Genomic DNA, 14,683 nt, shown 5'->3' with positions numbered 1-14,683 from the left:
AAGTAACCCGGCCCCAGCGAAGGCTACTGCGCCGCTGCCCCTTCATCGGGCGCCACATCCGTATCGGCTGCGCCGGCATCTGTCTCCGCCGCCGCACCCTTCTCGCCTGGGGCGCCCTTGTCCGGCGCCGTCGCCGTCAGGGCTTTCGAAAGCGGCTCGGCGGTCAGCTCCACCTGCCACGGGCGCGCCCCACCGGCGCGCAGCACTTCGGCCACGCTCTCGGCGCTCTTGTCCTCCGGCGGGCGCCAGCAGGTGCGGCGCAGCAGGTCCGGCAGCAACAGGTTCTCCGGCGGCAGCCGACGGTGCTCGGCGATCGCGTTCAGCGCCGCGCGGGCGGCGGCAAGACGCGCGGCGGCGTCGGGATCCTTGTCCGCCCAGCGGTTCGCCGGCGGCGGGCCGTCGTTGTGCTGCGCCGGGTTCGGCAGTTCTTCGCGCGGCAAAGCCCGTGCGGCCTGCAGATGCCGGAACCAGTTCGCCGTATAGCGCCGCTGCACCCGCCCGCCGAATACCGGCAGCGCCTGCAATTCGGCCACCGTCTTCGGCTCCGCCAGCACAGCGTTGACGATCGCGCTGTCCGGCAGCACCCGGCTCGGCGCGCGGTCGCGTTTGCGGGCCAGCTCGTCGCGTGCCTCCCAGAGTGCGCGGACGGCGGCGAGGCCGCGGGCTGTGCGGACCTTGTGGATGCCCGAAGTGCGGCGCCACGGCTCGGCGCGGGGCGCGGGCGGCGGAGCGGTGCGCACCGCCTCGAACTCCTGGTGCGCCCATTCGAGTTTGCCCTGGACGGCGAGTTCCGCCTCCAGCTTTTCGCGCAGTTGCACGAGCAGCTCGACGTCGAGGGCGGCGTAGTTGAGCCAGTCCACGGGCAGCGGTCGTTTCGACCAGTCTGCCGCGCTGTGTCCCTTCTCCAGGGTGTAGCCCAGCAGCTTTTCGACCAGGGTGCCGAGTGCGACACGGTCGTAGCCGGCGAGGCGGCCGGCCAGCTCGGTGTCGAACAGGCTGGCCGGAGTAAGACCCAGCTCGAACAAGCAGGGCAGGTCCTGTGAGGCGGCGTGCAGCACCCACTCTTCGCCGTTGATGGCCTGGCGTAGGGGTTCGAGTTCGCCGTCGAGCGCGATGGGGTCGACCAGGACGGTGCCCGCGCCTTCCCGGCGGAGTTGCACCAGGTAGGCCTTGGGCCAGTACCGGTATCCCGAAGCTCGTTCGGTGTCGACCGCGATGGCCCCGGTGCCCGCCGCGAGCCGCTCGCTCGCGCGTGCCAGGTCCTCGGGGTCGGCGACCACTGGTGGGGTCCCGTCGACCGGTTCCTTCAGCAGGATCGGTTCGGCGGGCTCGTGATCAGCGGTTTCCACAGCTTTCAACCCTACGGGACGGGCGGACCGCGCCTGGTTAGCCCGTCCCGCAGAGCCTTCTGCGTCTGTCAGCGGATGACGCCCGCGCGCATCGCCAGCGCCACCATCTGCGCCCGGTCACCGGTGCCGAGCTTGCGCCCGATCCGAGACAGGTGCGACTTGACGGTGAGCGCGGAGAGGCTGAGCTCCTCGCCGATCTCCTTGTTGGACTGACCGTCCGCCACGAGCTGGAGAACCTCCACCTCGCGCGCGGACAGCTCCCGCGGCGTGTTGTCCGTGCCGGGGACCCTGGTACCGGTGGCCAGCACCGGCGCCACACTCGGGTCCGCGTACACGCCGCCCTCGAGCACCCGGCGCACGCCGTCCGTCACCACCATGGGTGAGGCCGACTTGAGCAGGTATGCCTGGGCGCCCGCCTGGAACGCCGAACGTACGGCGTACGGGTCGTCCGAGGACGCGAGCACCACGATCCGGGGCCAGCCATGGTTGCGAAGTTCCGTAACCAGCTCGATGCCCGAACCATCGGGCAACCCCAGATCGAGAATCGCCAGGTCACAGGGACCGGTTGCGGTCGCCCGAGCTCTGGCCTCGGCTACCGTGGCAGCCTCGTGTACGGTGCCCGCTCCCATTTGAGCGAGTCGTGCGGCAATAGCCTCCCTCAGTAACGGGTGGTCATCGACCACCAGCACGGAAAACAGCTCTTCCCGCGGGTGCGGAACCATGCTCGCCGGCAAAGCACCGGCTGGCGTGGATCTGACGGCCTGAGATAAGCCGACGGCAGCCACGTCACTACCTCCCTGGAGTCGGTCGTGCCCCCCGACCGGCACCGGGACTTTCGGCCAATCAGCCGCGCCAGCTTTAGACCGAAAGTGGTGTCGTCGAAAAGGCACTCTAGCCGCCCGAGAGGGTCAGCGGGGGGATCGAACGGGTATCTATCCCAATCGGGTAGTTACTAAGTGGTGTCCATGTAGCACATTCGGGTTAATCCACACGCAGTGGCTAACGATTTGCGCTTCGAACACGATAGAGCTAGATGCGTTGACGCCGGATGCGCGTGCATACCGAGCGTGCATCTGCTCGTTCACCAATCTAGCGCGCGACCACTGCTCGGGGGAGTCTGTTCATCAGATTGATGTAGGCCGTTTTCCCGGCGTTCAAACGGGGCGGAGCACCCGTCCAGGTGGCCCATCAGAGGACGCGCGTCGCCCGTCCAGGTTCGGTGCGAATTTCGCCGGTTGCGGAGGTTCAGGAACCCTGCCGGGACCCGAAGAGTGTGACACCGACCGGCGGCAGGCCCGCGACGCTCGACATGAGCTGCAGGAACGCGTCGCCGTGCGGCCTCAGGTGCTCGTCGGCCGGGGTCCAGGACGCCCGCAGTTCCAGATCGTCGGTGCGGGCCGGGCCCGCGATGTCACCGAATCGGGCCGATGAGGTCTCCGTCACAGTTCCACCCAATGCGGTCCACGAAGCGCCGGAAGTCTCCAGCGCATCGGTCAGCCAGGACCAGCCGACGGCGGGCAGAAACGGGTCGGTGGCCAGTTCGCGGTCGATTTCCGCGCGCACATAAATGACCATCCGCAGCACGCCGTTCCAGGCTTCGGGGCCTTCGGGATCGTGCAGCAGCACCAGCCTTCCGGTGGCAGGCACGTCGGCCGGGCCGGTAACCTCGCAGCTCAGCGCGTAGGCCCAGGGAGCGAGGCGCTGCGGAGCGCGGACGCTCTCCAGGGTCATTTCCGGGCGGGGCCGGACGGCTTGCAGGGCCGCGACTGCTTCACGGAACATCTCTGGTGCTTGCGTCATCGCGGTCACCAGCCGACTGTAAATCCGAACACCGGTGGGAAGGCGTAGACGCGCCGAGGAACGGCCGCCCGCGGCCGCGTGGCACGATATTTACCGATGTCTACTACTGCTCCGTCGCGCCGTCCCGCGGCACAGCGCGACCTCTCGGAGGCACCCCTCTTGGTTGCCGCCCGCGGCGGCAGGCCCTCGCGGCTGCCGGTCTGGTTCATGCGCCAGGCCGGCCGTTCGCTGCCCGAGTACCGCGCCCTGCGCGAGGGCGTGCCGATGCTCAAGGCCTGTTTCGAACCGGAGATGCTCGCCGAGATCACCCTGCAGCCGGTCCGGCGGCACGGCGTGGACGCGGCAGTCCTGTTCAGCGACATCGTGGTGCCGCTTTACGCGGCCGGTGTGGACATCGACATCGTGCCCGGGACCGGGCCCATCGTGGCCGCGCCGATCCGCGACGCCGCCGCCGTGCGGGCGTTGCCGGAGCTGCACGCCGAGCAGGTGGCGGCCGTGGCCGGAGGCGTCGGGCTGCTCGTCGGGCGGCTGGACCGGACGCCGTTGATCGGCTTCGCCGGGGCGCCGTTCACGCTCGCCTCCTATCTCATCGAGGGCGGCCCGAGCCGCAATTTCGAGCACACCAAGGCGTTGATGCGCTCGGAGCCGGAGCTGTGGCACGAGCTGGCGGGCAAGCTCGCCGACATGGCGCTCACGTTCCTTCGCGCGCAGCTGGACGCGGGGGCCGACGCGGTGCAGCTGTTCGACTCCTGGGCCGGGGCGCTCTCGCTGCGCGAGTACCGCGAGTTCGTGCTGCCGCATTCGGCGAAGGTGCTCGGTGGGGTGGCCGAGTACGACGTGCCGCGGATCCACTTCGGCGTCGGCACGGGCGAGCTGCTCACCGCGATCCGCGAAGCCGGCGCGGACGTGGTCGGGATCGACTGGCGGATCCCGCTGGACGAGGCGGTGCGCCGCCTCACCGCGAACGGCGAACCGGCGCCCGCGGTGCAGGGCAACCTGGATCCGGCGCTGCTGGGCGCGTCATGGCCGGTGATCGAGGCCGAGGTCCGGCGGATCGTCGCCGAGGGCCGCGCCGCCGCTGGGCACATTTTCAACCTCGGGCACGGGGTGCCGCCGGGGACCGATCCCGGGGTACTGACCCGGGTCGTCGAGCTGGTGCACGAGCTCGAACCGTGACGAAGGTGGCCGTCGTCGGCGGCGGGATCTCCGGAGCGACCGCGGCGTACCGGCTGCGGCAGTCGCTCGGCGCCGACGCGGAGATCGTCCTCTTCGAGTCGTCCGGCTCGCTGGGCGGCAAGCTGCGGACGGTCGAGCTGGCCGGCACCCGTTACGACGTCGGAGCCGAGGCTTTCCTTGCCCGCAGGCCGGAAGCGGTCGCGCTGGTCGAGGAAATCGGCCTCGGCGGCGAGCTGGCGCATCCGACCGGCGCGAAGTCCACGGTGCGGGCCGGTGGCCGTCGGGTGGGCCTGCCCGGCGGAACGATGATGGGGATCCCGGGTTCGGCGGACGCCGTCGCCGAGGTGCTGTCCGACGACGGACGCCGCCGCGTCGCGGCCGAGGCCGAGCTGCCCGCGGTGCGGCTGGACGGAGATGTCGCGCTGGGCGAGCTGCTGCGCGGCCGGTTCGGCGACGAACTGGTCGACAGGCTGGTGGATCCGTTGCTGGGCGGCGTTTACGCGGGTGGCCCGGACGGGCTGGGGTTGCGTGCGACGGTGCCCGCGCTGGCCAAGGCCATCGACGACGGAGCACCCTCGCTGACGTCGGCCGCCGCGTCGCTGCTGCCCGCCACACCCAGCGAAAAGCCGGTGTTCGGCACGCTGTCCCACGGACTGGGCACGCTCGTCGACCGGCTGGTCGAGCTGGGCAAGCCGGAGCTCCGCCTGAACACGCTGGTGCGCGGGCTGAGCCGCACGGCTGCCGGCTGGAGCCTCGATCTGGCCGGCGGGGGGCTGGAGGTCGACGCGGTGGTGCTAGCGGTGCCCGCGCCCGCCGCCCGGCGTCTGCTGGAACACGTCGCGCCGGTGGCGTCGGCCGCGCTGGCGGGGGTCGAGCTGGCCTCGATGGCGGTGGTCGGTCTCGCGCTGCCGCCCGGCACCGAACTGCCCGCCGCGTCGGGAGTGCTGATCGGCGCGAGTGAGCGGTATCCGGATGGCCGGCCGCTCGCCGCGAAGGCGTTCACCTTCTCCAGCAGGAAATGGGCGCACCTGGACGGCCCGGTGCTCGTGCGCGGTTCCGTCGGGCGCTTCGGCGAACCCGGTGCGCTGCGCGCGGAAGACGACGAACTCGTGCGGCTCGTGCGGAGCGATCTGGCGGAGCTGACCGGAATCACCGCCGAGCCGATCGACGTGCATGTCCAGCGCTGGGGCGGCGGGCTGCCGCAGTACGGCGTCGGGCACCTCGACACCGTCGGGAAGGCCGAGCGCGCGGTGGCGGACCTGCCCGGCCTGGCCATCGCCGGGGCGGCGCTGCACGGTGTGGGCGTGCCGGCCTGTATCGCGACGGCGACCGCGGCCGCGAGCCGCATCACCTCGGGGCTGCCGCGGCGCTGAGGAGTGCCAAGATGGGGGCATGTCGCGCCTCAACTACGCCGAGCTGAACAGCACCATCCGCTACACCGCGTGGTCGGTGTTCCGGGTCGAGCCGGGCAGGCTCCCCGAGGACCGGGGTGCCGTCGCGAGCGAGACCACCGAGTACCTCGAAGCACTGGAGGGCAAGGGAGTCGTCGTGCGCGGCGTGTACGACGTGGCCGGCCTGCGCGCGGACGCCGACTTCATGATCTGGTGGCACGCCGAGGAAGCCGAGCAGGTGCAGGCCGCCTACGCCGGCTTCCGGCGCACCCCGCTGGGCCGCGTGTCGACGCCGGTGTGGAGCCAGTTCGCGCTGCATCGCGAGGCCGAGTTCAACAAGAGCCACATCCCGGCGTTCCTGGCCGGGGAGGAGGCCCGCAAGTACGTCTGCGTGTACCCGTTCGTCCGCTCCTACGAGTGGTACCTGCTGCCGGACGAAGAGCGGCGCAAGATGCTCGCCGAGCACGGCAAGATGGCGCGGGACTACCCGGACGTGCGGGCCAACACCGTCGCGTCCTTCGCGCTCGGCGACTACGAGTGGATCCTGGCCTTCGAGGCCGACGAGCTGCACCGGATCGTCGACCTGATGCGGCACCTGCGCGGCAGCGAAACCCGGCGGCACGTGCGTGAAGAGGTCCCGTTCTACACCGGGACCAAGCTGGCCCCGGCCGAGTTGATCGCGGCGCTGCCGTAGTGCTCGGCGAGCTGTGGCGGTCGCTGACCGGGGAGGAGCTCCGGCCGGGCGCCGCGGTGATCGAGGGTGCGGAGTCGGTGCTGCCGGGCCCGTTCCGGGTCGCGGCGGCAGCCTCCGCGAGTATCGCGGCGGCCACGCTCGCGGCCGGGGAGTTGTTGCGCCTCAAGGGAATCGAGCCGGGCACTGTAGCGGTGGACACCCGGCTCGCGGCGGCCGCGTTCCGCAGCGAACGGTACCTCCGCGTGGACGGCAAAGCGCCAAGCGGGGTGTGGGGCGGGCTTTCCGGTGACTATCGGTCGGCCGACGGCTGGGTGAAGCTGCATTGCAATTACCCCAAGCACAACGAGGCGGTCCAGCGCGCGCTCGGCATCCCCGACAGCCGCGACGAGGCCGTTGCCGCCGTAGCGAAGCGCACCGCGTGGGACGTGCAAGAGGCCGTCGTCGCGGCCGGTGGCGCGGCAGCGGCGATGCGCACCAAAGCGGAGTGGCGGGCGCATCCGCAGGGACAGGCGCCGGCGCCGATCGTGGAGTTCACGCCGATCGGCGCGGCTCCGGCCCGCGCACTGTCCACTTCGGACAGGCCGCTGGGCGGGGTGCGGGTGCTGGAGCTGACGCACGTGATCGCCGGACCGGTCGCCGGCCGGGTGCTGGCGGCGCACGGGGCTGACGTGCTGCACGTCGGCGCTGAGCATCTGCCCAGGCTGCGGACGCTGCACATCGACACCGGGCTCGGCAAGCGGTCCGCCTTCGTCGACCTGCGCACCGACGACGGGCGTGCCCTGCTGTGGCGGTTGATCACCGAGGCGGACGTGCTGCTGCAGTCCTACCGGCCGGGTGCGCTGGCGGAGCTCGGGTTCACGGCCGAAAAACTCGCCGAGGCGCGGCCGGGGATCGTGCTGGTGGAGCTGGCCGCCTACGGCTGGCACGGTCCGTGGGCGGCGCGCCGCGGGTTCGACAGCCTGGTGCAGATGGCCTCGGGAATCGCGGCGGAGACGGCGGTGGACGAGCCACGCCCGCTGCCCGCGCAGGCACTGGACCACGGGACGGGCTGGGTCGCGGCGGCAGCCGCGATGACCGGCCTGCGCCGGCGGGCCGTCGACGGTGGCAGCCACCGTGCCCGGCTCGCGCTGGCGAGCACCGGCCGGTGGCTGGATTCCTTGGGACGTAAGGAGAACACGTCCGCCGAGCTGGACGTCACCGGCCTGCTCGACGAGATCGACAGCCCCTTCGGGCGGCTCACCCACGTCCGGGTGCCGGGCACACTGCCCGGTTCGAACCCGCGCTGGGCACACGGCTCGCCGCGGCCCGGCGCGGATTCGCCCGCGTGGAGGTAACGACCCGATCAGGACTTCGGGATCAGTTTCAGCGAGATCGAGTTGATGCAGTAGCGCTGGTCGGTCGGGGTGTCGTAGCCCTCGCCCTCGAAGACGTGACCGAGGTGGCTGTGGCAGGTCGCGCACAGCACCTCCTTGCGCACCATGCCCAGCGAGCGGTCCTCGCGGATCACGACCGCGTCGGTGCCGGACGGGTCGAAGAACGACGGCCATCCGCAGTGGCTTTCGAACTTGGTGTCGCTCGAGAACAGCTCGGCTCCGCAGGCGCGGCACTCGTAGACGCCTTCGGTCTTGGTGTCGGTGTACTCGCCGGTGAACGGGCGCTCCGTGGCCGCCTGGCGAAGTACCGCGTACTCCTCCGGCCCGAGCTGCTCCCGCCACTCCTGATCCGACTTGACCACCTTGGGCGCGGTTCCGGTGACAGGTTCCATGTCTTCAGCTTACCGAGCCAGCCACTGTACAGCCCGGACGATGATGTCCCACGAGGCCACCACGACCCCGAACACGATCAGGGCCGCGACCAGCGCCGCGACCCAGTACCGCAGGCCGCCCGCGCGGTTGCTGGAGTCGGCGAAGTCCGCCACCCTGCTCAGCGACGACTCGACCGTGAACCCCGGTTCGCAGCGCTGCATCCGGTCCAGGTGCGCGGCGAACGCCTGGGCCTCGGGATCCGCCGGATCCAGCCCGAGCAGTTCCTCGTCGAAACGAGGGTTGCGCTCACTCTCGGTCATAGGACCAAGGTAAGCCATCAGCCGATGCGCGTGTCCGCGTCGATGCGGAGCCCGGCTGAAGTGCCGACCACCCGCCAGCCCGGGCGGGCGCCGTTGTTGATCGTCACGTACATGTCCACCGAGCCGTCCGCGTTCGCGCCCTTGTCCGCGGTGATGGTCCGGTATGCGGTGATCTTGTGCGCGGCCCAGTACGCCTGGAACGCCGCCTCGTCGCCGAAGACCGCCTGCGCGGCCGGGGTGAGCAGGTTCCACGCCGTGTCGGTGCCGACGCTGTTGATGTAGCTCTCCACGGGCACCGCCGCCTCCGCGTACCCGATCGAGCCCGCCGCGTTCTGGGTCTGGCCGAGCGCGGCGGACGAAGCCGAGCTGGACGCGCTCGACGGCGGCGCGGACGTCTGCTGGCTGCCTGTCTGCACGCCCTGGGCGGTATTGCCCGTGCCGTCGCCATTGGAGCTGAGGGTGAGAAACAGCACGAGCGCCACGACGACCACCACGGCGGCGGCCGAGCCGATGATGATGCCCTTGCGCTTGTTCACGGCCGTCGCGCCGCCGCTCTGTTGCGGCGCGGCGGGGCGGGAGGGCGGGATGAACGCCGCCGTGGGCTGCCGCGGTGAACGCTGCGGCGGCGGGGCCGCGACGTTGCCGGGGTTGCGCGCCCACGGGGGGCGTTCGGCCGGCGGCTCGGCGGCGACGGCGGCGGGCTGGCGCCCGGCGTTGTACAGCGGCGGCGACACCCTGGTGGCAGCCGAGCTGGAGTCCAGTGGCTCGTCCGCGACCAGCATGGACAGCCTGTCCCGCGCCTCGGCCATGGTCGGGCGCTCGTCGGGCTCCACGCGCAGCAGGTGCATCAGCAGGGCGGTGGCCTTGCCGGACTGCTTGGGCGGGATCACCTGGCCGTTGGCCGCGGTGTAGAGCAGCGCGAGCTGGTTGGTCGAGTTGCCGTACGGCGGCTGGCCTTCGAGCGCGTGGTACAGCGTGGCGCCGAGGGAGAACACGTCCGAGGCCGGTGACGGATCCGAGCCGCGCGCCAGCTCGGGCGCCAGATACGCCGGCGTGCCGCCGATCAGCCCGGTCTGGGTCAGCGTCAGGTCACCGGCGGCGCGGGAGATGCCGAAGTCGGTGATCTTCGCGGTGCCGTGCTCGTCGATCAGGATGTTCGCGGGCTTGATGTCGCGGTGCACGATGCCGGCGCGGTGCGCGGCGACCAGCGCGGCGGCGACCTGCTCGCCGATGCGGGCGACCTGGCCCAGCGGCAGGGTGCCGTGCTCGGCGATCACCGCGGACAGGCTCTGCGACGGCAGGTACTCCATGACCAGGCACGGGTCGCCGTCCTGCTCCGCGATGTCGAACACGACTATCGCGTTCGGATGCTGGAACCGCGCTGCGTTCTTCGCCTCGCGCATCGCCCGTTGCCGCATGCTGCTTCGCTCGGCCTCGGAAAGCCCCGGCTGGGCGAGAATCTGCTTCACCGCCACCGCGCGTTCGAGCCGCTCGTCGACCGCGCGCCAGACGACGCCCATGGCGCCGCTGCCGATGTGCTCAACGAGGCGATAGTGCCCTGCGATCAGTTGACCGGTGTCGATGGCGACTACTCCTCGGAAACTACCTGCATTTCTTGGCCTGACCGAGCGCGCACACCCTCTTCGCGCATCGCGTCGAGTGTAGCGGGCTGCTTCGTGCGCCCGTCGTAAGCTGCCCCCCGAACGACCTTGATCATTCCGAGCGCCCCGACCAGCGCGAATGCGAGGTAACACACAAAAAGCGCGGGCGGGGTGCCGCCGGTGAGCGCGTCGCCGAGCACCACCACCGCGATCGTGCCGGGCAGGCTGCCCAGCACGGTACCGGCGAGGTACGGCCACCAGCGCACGTTGAGAATTCCGCAGCAGTAACCCAGCGGGGCGAACGGAACGACCGGGATCAGCCGCAGCGACGTGACCGCGAGAACACCGCCGCCGGCGAGTCGTTCGTCCACCGCGCGCACGGATTTCCGGTGCATGTGCCGTGCCACGAGATCCCGGCCCAGCAGCCGGGCGAGCGCGAAACCGAGCGCGCCGGAGATCGCGGTGGCCACGATCGCGACGACGATTCCCACGACGTCGCCCAGCAACAGCCCGGCGGCGAGGTTGAACACCGTGCGCGGCAACGGGGCCACCGTGAGTATCGAATATGCGCCCAGCAAAAGGAAAGCCGTCGCCGGGCCAGCACCGGCGGCCCAGTCCCGCAGCTGCGCCGGGCTCGGCACGGGCAGCAGCAGCGCCGCCGCCACGACGGCGGCGAGCAGCACGAGGGCGGCGATGAGTTTGACACGACGGGGCACGTCTCCACGGTATTGCACGCGGGATACCGGCTACGGTGAGGATCGTGCCCAAGAACGGCGAGCCGATCGAATACGAGGTTGGCGGGCGGAGTGTCCGCCTGTCCAGCCCGGACAAGGTGTACTTCCCCGAGCGCGGGATCACCAAGCGGCAGGTGGCCGAGTACTACCTGGCGGTGGCCGAGCCGTTGCTGCGCGCGATCGGCGAGCGCCCGACCACGCTGAAACGCTTTCCCGACGGCGTGGACGGCGAATTCTTCTACGCCAAACGCGTGCCCAAGGGTGCGCCGTCGTGGGTGCAGCCGGTGCGGATCACGTTCCCGTCCGGGCGCACGGCCGAGGAGGTGTGCCCGACCGAGCAGGCGGTGATCCTGTGGGCGGCCAACCTCGGTACGTTCGATTTCCACCCGTGGCCCGTGCGGCGGCCTGACGTGGACCATCCCGACGAGTTGCGTGTCGACGTGGATCCCTCGGACAGCACGGGATTCGGCGACGCGGTACGCGTGGCGCGGACCGTGCGCGAGGTGCTCGCCGAGGCCGGGCTGACCGGATACCCGAAGACCTCCGGCGGCCGCGGGGTGCACGTACTGGCCCGGATCCGGCCCGAATGGGACTTCATCCAGGTGCGGCACGCGGTGATCGCGATCGGCCGCGAGGTCGAGCGGCGGATGCCCGAGCTGGCCACCATCGCGTGGTGGAAGGAAGAACGCGCCGGGCGGGTTTTCCTTGACTACAACCAAGCCGCCCGCGATCGGACGGTCGCGTCGAGTTGGTCGGTGCGCGCCACCGCGCGGGCGACCGTGTCCACGCCGGTGACCTGGGCGCAGCTCGACGAGGTGCATCCGGATGATTTCGACGTGCTCACCGTGCCCGGCTGGCTGGCCGAGCACGGTGATGCGCACGCCGGGATGGATGGCGAGGCGTTCGGCCTGGAGACCGCCCTGGAGTGGTACGAACGGGACGAACGCGACCACGGCCTCGGCGAGATGCCGTATCCGCCCGACTACCCGAAGATGCCGGGGGAGCCGAAGCGGGTACAGCCCAGCCGCGCGGTGGATCCGACCAGCTGAAACGCGGTCCCGAGGGGCGATCCGGTGGTGCGCACGTCGCTCACTCCCCGGACAACTTCGGATTCATGGCCGCACCAAAACGCGTTTGCCCGGCACTTGCGCGCCGAAGGGCGCGCCTACCGCGCCGTCCAGCTCCACACCCAAGCGCCCCGCATTTTCGCGGCATTGCTGGTTGACAACGGCCAGGAGCCCGAAGTCGACCACCTGACCCAGGACAACCTCGTCGGCTGGTTCAACCACCTCCGCGGCCGCAGGCAGGAACCCGGCACCATCCGCATACGTCGCGCGGGGATGCGCCGGTTCATCGGCTGGCTCACCGCCGAGGTGAGCTCGACACCAACCCGATGGCAGAGATCCGCAAGCCTGATCCGCCGGAGAAACCGGTCCCCGTGATGTCCGACGACGAACTCAAGGCGCTGCTGAAAGCCGCCCAGGGACGCGGTTTCCGGGAACGCCGTGACGAGGCCATCATCCGGTTTCTGCTCGACGCCGGCGTGCGAGTGTCCGAGTCGTGCGGTCTCACGATCGACCGCGAGGTTGAGGGCACGACGATTCCCGGCACTCTCGACCTGGACAGCGGCTCCGCCTTGGTGACCGGTAAGCGAGGCAAACAGCGTGTGGTCTACTTCGGTGCCCGCACCGAACGCGCGCTCGACCGGTACCTGCGAGTCCGCCGCTCACCACGCTGGGCGCATCTCGACGCTCTCTTCCTGACCCAGCGAGGAGCCGTCAGCCCCGACGGCGTCCGTGACATGTTGGAATTGCGCGCAGGGCAAGCGGGCCGTCCGATCTTCTGTCCCGGCGCGAGAATGTCCCCCGGGTCGTATCTGCGAAGGGCTCGCCGAACAGCCGGCCAGACTTCGCCGTAATGCGTACTCCAGTCGACATCGGCGCGGTTCGGACTGCCGATCGGATACCGCACGCCACCATGCTCGCGAGCGATCGTCAGTAACTACTGGTTCTGTAGAAAGACGCGCGCGACGTAGTCCGGGGTGGCGACGAGCGGAGGATGTCGAAAAGCCAGACCATGCCCTTCGCGTCGTCGGGCATGCGCAGACGCGAGGGGTAGGCCGCCTGCCCGGGTCGGGATTCACCTGACCTCAAGAGAACTGGGAACAGCAGGACGAAGCCAAGTCGGTACGGCAAGGACCAGTCGTCGTCCGTCATTGCGTCCATGGTGGTTTCGAGGTAGCTGTCGATTTTCGTATCGTCCCAGCCATTGGTTGCGCGCCACTGGTCGATGATGGTGCTGTAAGTAGTCGCGTAGCTGATGTAGGAGTGATGCGACAGACGCTGGCTCCGTATCCGGATCGTGGCCCGCTCGTGTTTGACGCGGTATCCCGGGAAAATGGCTGACGCCAGTATCGCGTGTGGACTTCTCGCCGGTCCGCGTTGAGAAGTAGGCGGCGTGAACCATGAAGGTTGGCGCTGCTTGGGGGCGTTCAGGCGGCAGGATCATGCTGGGGTGCAGTCGGTCACGATCAGCCGAGCCACGCGTGGGGGTGTACGGAGTGGGGGAACGGCCTCTCGATGTCCCCACCTCGGCGGTGAGTTCTCCAGTCAATTCCCAGGCGTCACAATCGTGGCGGCCTTCACGGTAGGCATGACGGCGACGGATGAGACCGAGCTGAACCGCGGCGTCGCGTGCTCGGCGAACACTTTTCGGGGCGAGATGGGCCTGTTCGGCCCAGGTGCGGATGGAGATCGAACCGTCGTGGACCGCGATGGCGTGAGCAAGGGCGTGCATCGCCGCCAGAAGTGTGACAGGGCGGACGTTATCGGGAAGTCGGGAATGTCGGGCAATGCTCCTATACGCACCGGACAGGAGTCGCGTCCGAGATGTTTGGCTTCGGCCACCATCGCCGCCGCGGCGGCCTGCTCCGGCGACATCTCCTGCGCCGGCTTCGACTCAGGCTCGCCTGGCCCCACAAGCTCCGATGTCATCACTCACCGTGCCCATCCCGCCGGACCTCAGCCCAGCGTGTCGGGCCGGAAACACCGATCTTGGCACAGTCCCGATCAAAGCCAGCCGCAGAGCTGAGGTGCCGGAGGGTTCTCGGACAGCGGCCCCGGCCTGGGATTGGGGTCGACTGACGGGAGTCGTTGTGGGACAGAGACGTTCGCGGTATTCGCGGAGTTCCGGGAGGCGGTTGCGAAGGAAGTGGTCGAGCGGTCACGTTCGATCGCTGAGGTGGCCCGCGACTTGGGGGTGCTGGAGCAGACTCTCGGGAAGCGGCCAAGCCGGTGCGGGAGGCCGCACGTGAGCGCGGGATCAGTGAGTCGTGCTTGCACAATCGGGTCGGGCAGAACCGAATTGACCGTGGTGAACCTGCTGGTCTGAGCAGCAGGAGCACGCGGATCTGGTGGCAGCGAAGCGGCGGATCCGTCAGCTGGAGATCCTGCGGAAGCTGCGTGCCGAGCTACGGCTGGGGATGGGTAACTACGCGTGTGATCGGAATAGCCCCCGTCAGGGGCTCTGACACGTTTCCCGCAGATAGGGCAGTCGGTCGAGTTTCAGAATTTGTACGCCGCTCCCAAACCGGTTCTGCGCGCCTGCCGGAGGCTCCCCCTCCCACAGCAGAGCCCCCTCGCTACCGGCGGGTTCTAGCGATCCCCGCAACATCCTGGATTGCAGGGTGTTGCGGGGATCGTGGTGTTACCGGAGTTGCGAGGGAGGTTCTTCGAGGCGCTGGAGCGGGAAGGTGGGAAGGTGGCAACGTCTCGGTGGCGTCGCGAGGCGTCGGGGTGAACCTGAACACGGCCTTCGGGTGGGTGCGGCGGGCTGGCCTTCGAGGGCGTGGGAGTACCGGCCGGGGTGGTCACC

The 14,683-nt window shown here is 69.9% G+C and carries 15 protein-coding genes and 1 pseudogene; 8 read left to right on the top strand and 8 right to left on the bottom strand.

Going from position 1 to position 14,683, the window contains the following annotated elements; all coding sequences use genetic code 11:
- Positions 1-23: 23 nt before the first annotated feature.
- The 3 genes from VHD82_RS12285 to VHD82_RS12275 all read right to left on the bottom strand — a co-directional run bounded on the left by VHD82_RS12285 (position 24) and on the right by VHD82_RS12275 (position 3,158).
- The gene (locus tag VHD82_RS12285) at positions 24-1,349 is read right to left on the bottom strand and encodes a ribonuclease D (protein ID WP_325701407.1); all 1,326 of its coding nucleotides are present in this window, start codon (positions 1,347-1,349) and stop codon (positions 24-26) included.
- A gap of 68 nt (positions 1,350-1,417) precedes the next feature.
- Positions 1,418-2,134, bottom strand: a complete 717-nt coding sequence (locus tag VHD82_RS12280) for a response regulator (protein WP_139096005.1) — start codon at positions 2,132-2,134, stop codon at positions 1,418-1,420.
- A gap of 460 nt (positions 2,135-2,594) precedes the next feature.
- Positions 2,595-3,158 carry a DUF3000 domain-containing protein gene (locus VHD82_RS12275; protein ID WP_325701398.1) on the bottom strand — a complete coding sequence of 188 codons (564 nt, stop codon included), beginning with the start codon at positions 3,156-3,158 and terminating at the stop codon, positions 2,595-2,597.
- Positions 3,159-3,245: 87 nt separating this feature from the next.
- On the opposite strand from VHD82_RS12275, the gene hemE reads away from it, so the two are divergent.
- From hemE to VHD82_RS12255, 4 genes are read left to right on the top strand one after another with little or no spacing between them, the layout of a single operon-like run.
- Positions 3,246-4,325 (top strand): uroporphyrinogen decarboxylase, encoded by a 1,080-nt coding sequence (gene hemE / locus VHD82_RS12270; RefSeq protein WP_325701395.1) that lies wholly within the window; start codon positions 3,246-3,248, stop codon positions 4,323-4,325.
- On the top strand, positions 4,322-5,698 hold the full coding sequence (hemG, locus tag VHD82_RS12265) for a protoporphyrinogen oxidase (RefSeq protein WP_325701392.1): 1,377 nt from the start codon (positions 4,322-4,324) through the stop codon (positions 5,696-5,698). Before hemE ends, hemG begins: the two co-directional genes overlap by 4 nt.
- 19 nt (positions 5,699-5,717) lie before the next feature.
- Entirely contained in the window at positions 5,718-6,410 is a 693-nt protein-coding gene (gene hemQ, locus VHD82_RS12260) for a hydrogen peroxide-dependent heme synthase (protein ID WP_325701388.1), read from the top strand.
- The gene (locus VHD82_RS12255; RefSeq protein ID WP_325701385.1) at positions 6,410-7,744 is read left to right on the top strand and encodes a CoA transferase; all 1,335 of its coding nucleotides are present in this window, start codon (positions 6,410-6,412) and stop codon (positions 7,742-7,744) included. Before hemQ ends, VHD82_RS12255 begins: the two co-directional genes overlap by 1 nt.
- Positions 7,745-7,752: 8 nt before the next feature.
- Here the strand turns inward: VHD82_RS12255 and msrB are convergent, their stop codons facing one another.
- The 4 genes from msrB to VHD82_RS12235 form a co-directional block, all read right to left on the bottom strand.
- A complete protein-coding gene (gene msrB, locus VHD82_RS12250) occupies positions 7,753-8,175 on the bottom strand; it encodes a peptide-methionine (R)-S-oxide reductase MsrB (RefSeq protein ID WP_325701382.1) in 423 nt (140 codons plus the stop codon).
- Positions 8,176-8,184: 9 nt separating this feature from the next.
- Positions 8,185-8,493 (bottom strand): hypothetical protein, encoded by a 309-nt coding sequence (locus tag VHD82_RS12245; RefSeq protein WP_414637498.1) that lies wholly within the window; start codon positions 8,491-8,493, stop codon positions 8,185-8,187.
- A complete protein-coding gene (locus VHD82_RS12240; protein ID WP_414637497.1) occupies positions 8,493-9,995 on the bottom strand; it encodes a serine/threonine-protein kinase in 1,503 nt (500 codons plus the stop codon). Before VHD82_RS12240 ends, VHD82_RS12245 begins: the two co-directional genes overlap by 1 nt.
- A gap of 68 nt (positions 9,996-10,063) precedes the next feature.
- Positions 10,064-10,792, bottom strand: a complete 729-nt coding sequence (locus VHD82_RS12235; protein ID WP_325701376.1) for a TVP38/TMEM64 family protein — start codon at positions 10,790-10,792, stop codon at positions 10,064-10,066.
- A 44-nt stretch (positions 10,793-10,836) separates the two neighbouring features.
- Between VHD82_RS12235 and ligD the strand changes: the two genes are divergently transcribed.
- From ligD to VHD82_RS36790, 3 genes and pseudogenes are all read left to right on the top strand, one after another.
- Entirely contained in the window at positions 10,837-11,859 is a 1,023-nt protein-coding gene (gene ligD, locus VHD82_RS12230) for a non-homologous end-joining DNA ligase (RefSeq protein ID WP_325701373.1), read from the top strand.
- 24 nt (positions 11,860-11,883) lie between these two features.
- On the top strand, positions 11,884-12,252 hold the full coding sequence (locus VHD82_RS12225; RefSeq protein WP_325701369.1) for a hypothetical protein: 369 nt from the start codon (positions 11,884-11,886) through the stop codon (positions 12,250-12,252).
- A pseudogene (locus VHD82_RS36790) lies at positions 12,204-12,524 on the top strand (tyrosine-type recombinase/integrase); the annotation flags it as partial. The gene VHD82_RS12225 and the pseudogene VHD82_RS36790, both read left to right, overlap by 49 nt.
- On the opposite strand, the gene VHD82_RS36785 reads toward VHD82_RS36790, so the two are convergent.
- A complete protein-coding gene (locus VHD82_RS36785; protein WP_414637502.1) occupies positions 12,482-12,781 on the bottom strand; it encodes a hypothetical protein in 300 nt (99 codons plus the stop codon). The pseudogene VHD82_RS36790 and the gene VHD82_RS36785 overlap by 43 nt on opposite strands.
- 1,158 nt (positions 12,782-13,939) lie before the next feature.
- Here VHD82_RS36785 and VHD82_RS36780 point away from each other — a divergent pair.
- Positions 13,940-14,200, top strand: a complete 261-nt coding sequence (locus VHD82_RS36780) for a transposase (protein WP_414637496.1) — start codon at positions 13,940-13,942, stop codon at positions 14,198-14,200.
- The last annotated feature ends 483 nt before the right edge of the window (positions 14,201-14,683 follow it).

The sequence above is a fragment of the Amycolatopsis sp. genome, assembly GCF_035546795.1.
In the GTDB taxonomy this organism is placed as follows: domain Bacteria; phylum Actinomycetota; class Actinomycetes; order Mycobacteriales; family Pseudonocardiaceae; genus Amycolatopsis_E.
Note: the sequence above shows the minus strand (reverse complement) of the source record. Positions and strands in the feature narration are given on the sequence as shown.

What these genes read in the sequence shown, in the direction of transcription:
- hemE (WP_325701395.1), top strand. Translation starts at nt 3,246, where the DNA reads ATGTCTACTACTGCTCCGTCGCGCCGTCCCGCGGCACAGCGCGACCTC.
- hemQ (WP_325701388.1), top strand. Translation starts at nt 5,718, where the DNA reads ATGTCGCGCCTCAACTACGCCGAGCTGAACAGCACCATCCGCTACACC.
- msrB (WP_325701382.1), bottom strand. Translation starts at nt 8,175, where the DNA reads ATGGAACCTGTCACCGGAACCGCGCCCAAGGTGGTCAAGTCGGATCAG.
- VHD82_RS12245 (WP_414637498.1), bottom strand. Translation starts at nt 8,493, where the DNA reads ATGGCTTACCTTGGTCCTATGACCGAGAGTGAGCGCAACCCTCGTTTC.
- VHD82_RS12240 (WP_414637497.1), bottom strand. Translation starts at nt 9,995, where the DNA reads ATGGGCGTCGTCTGGCGCGCGGTCGACGAGCGGCTCGAACGCGCGGTG.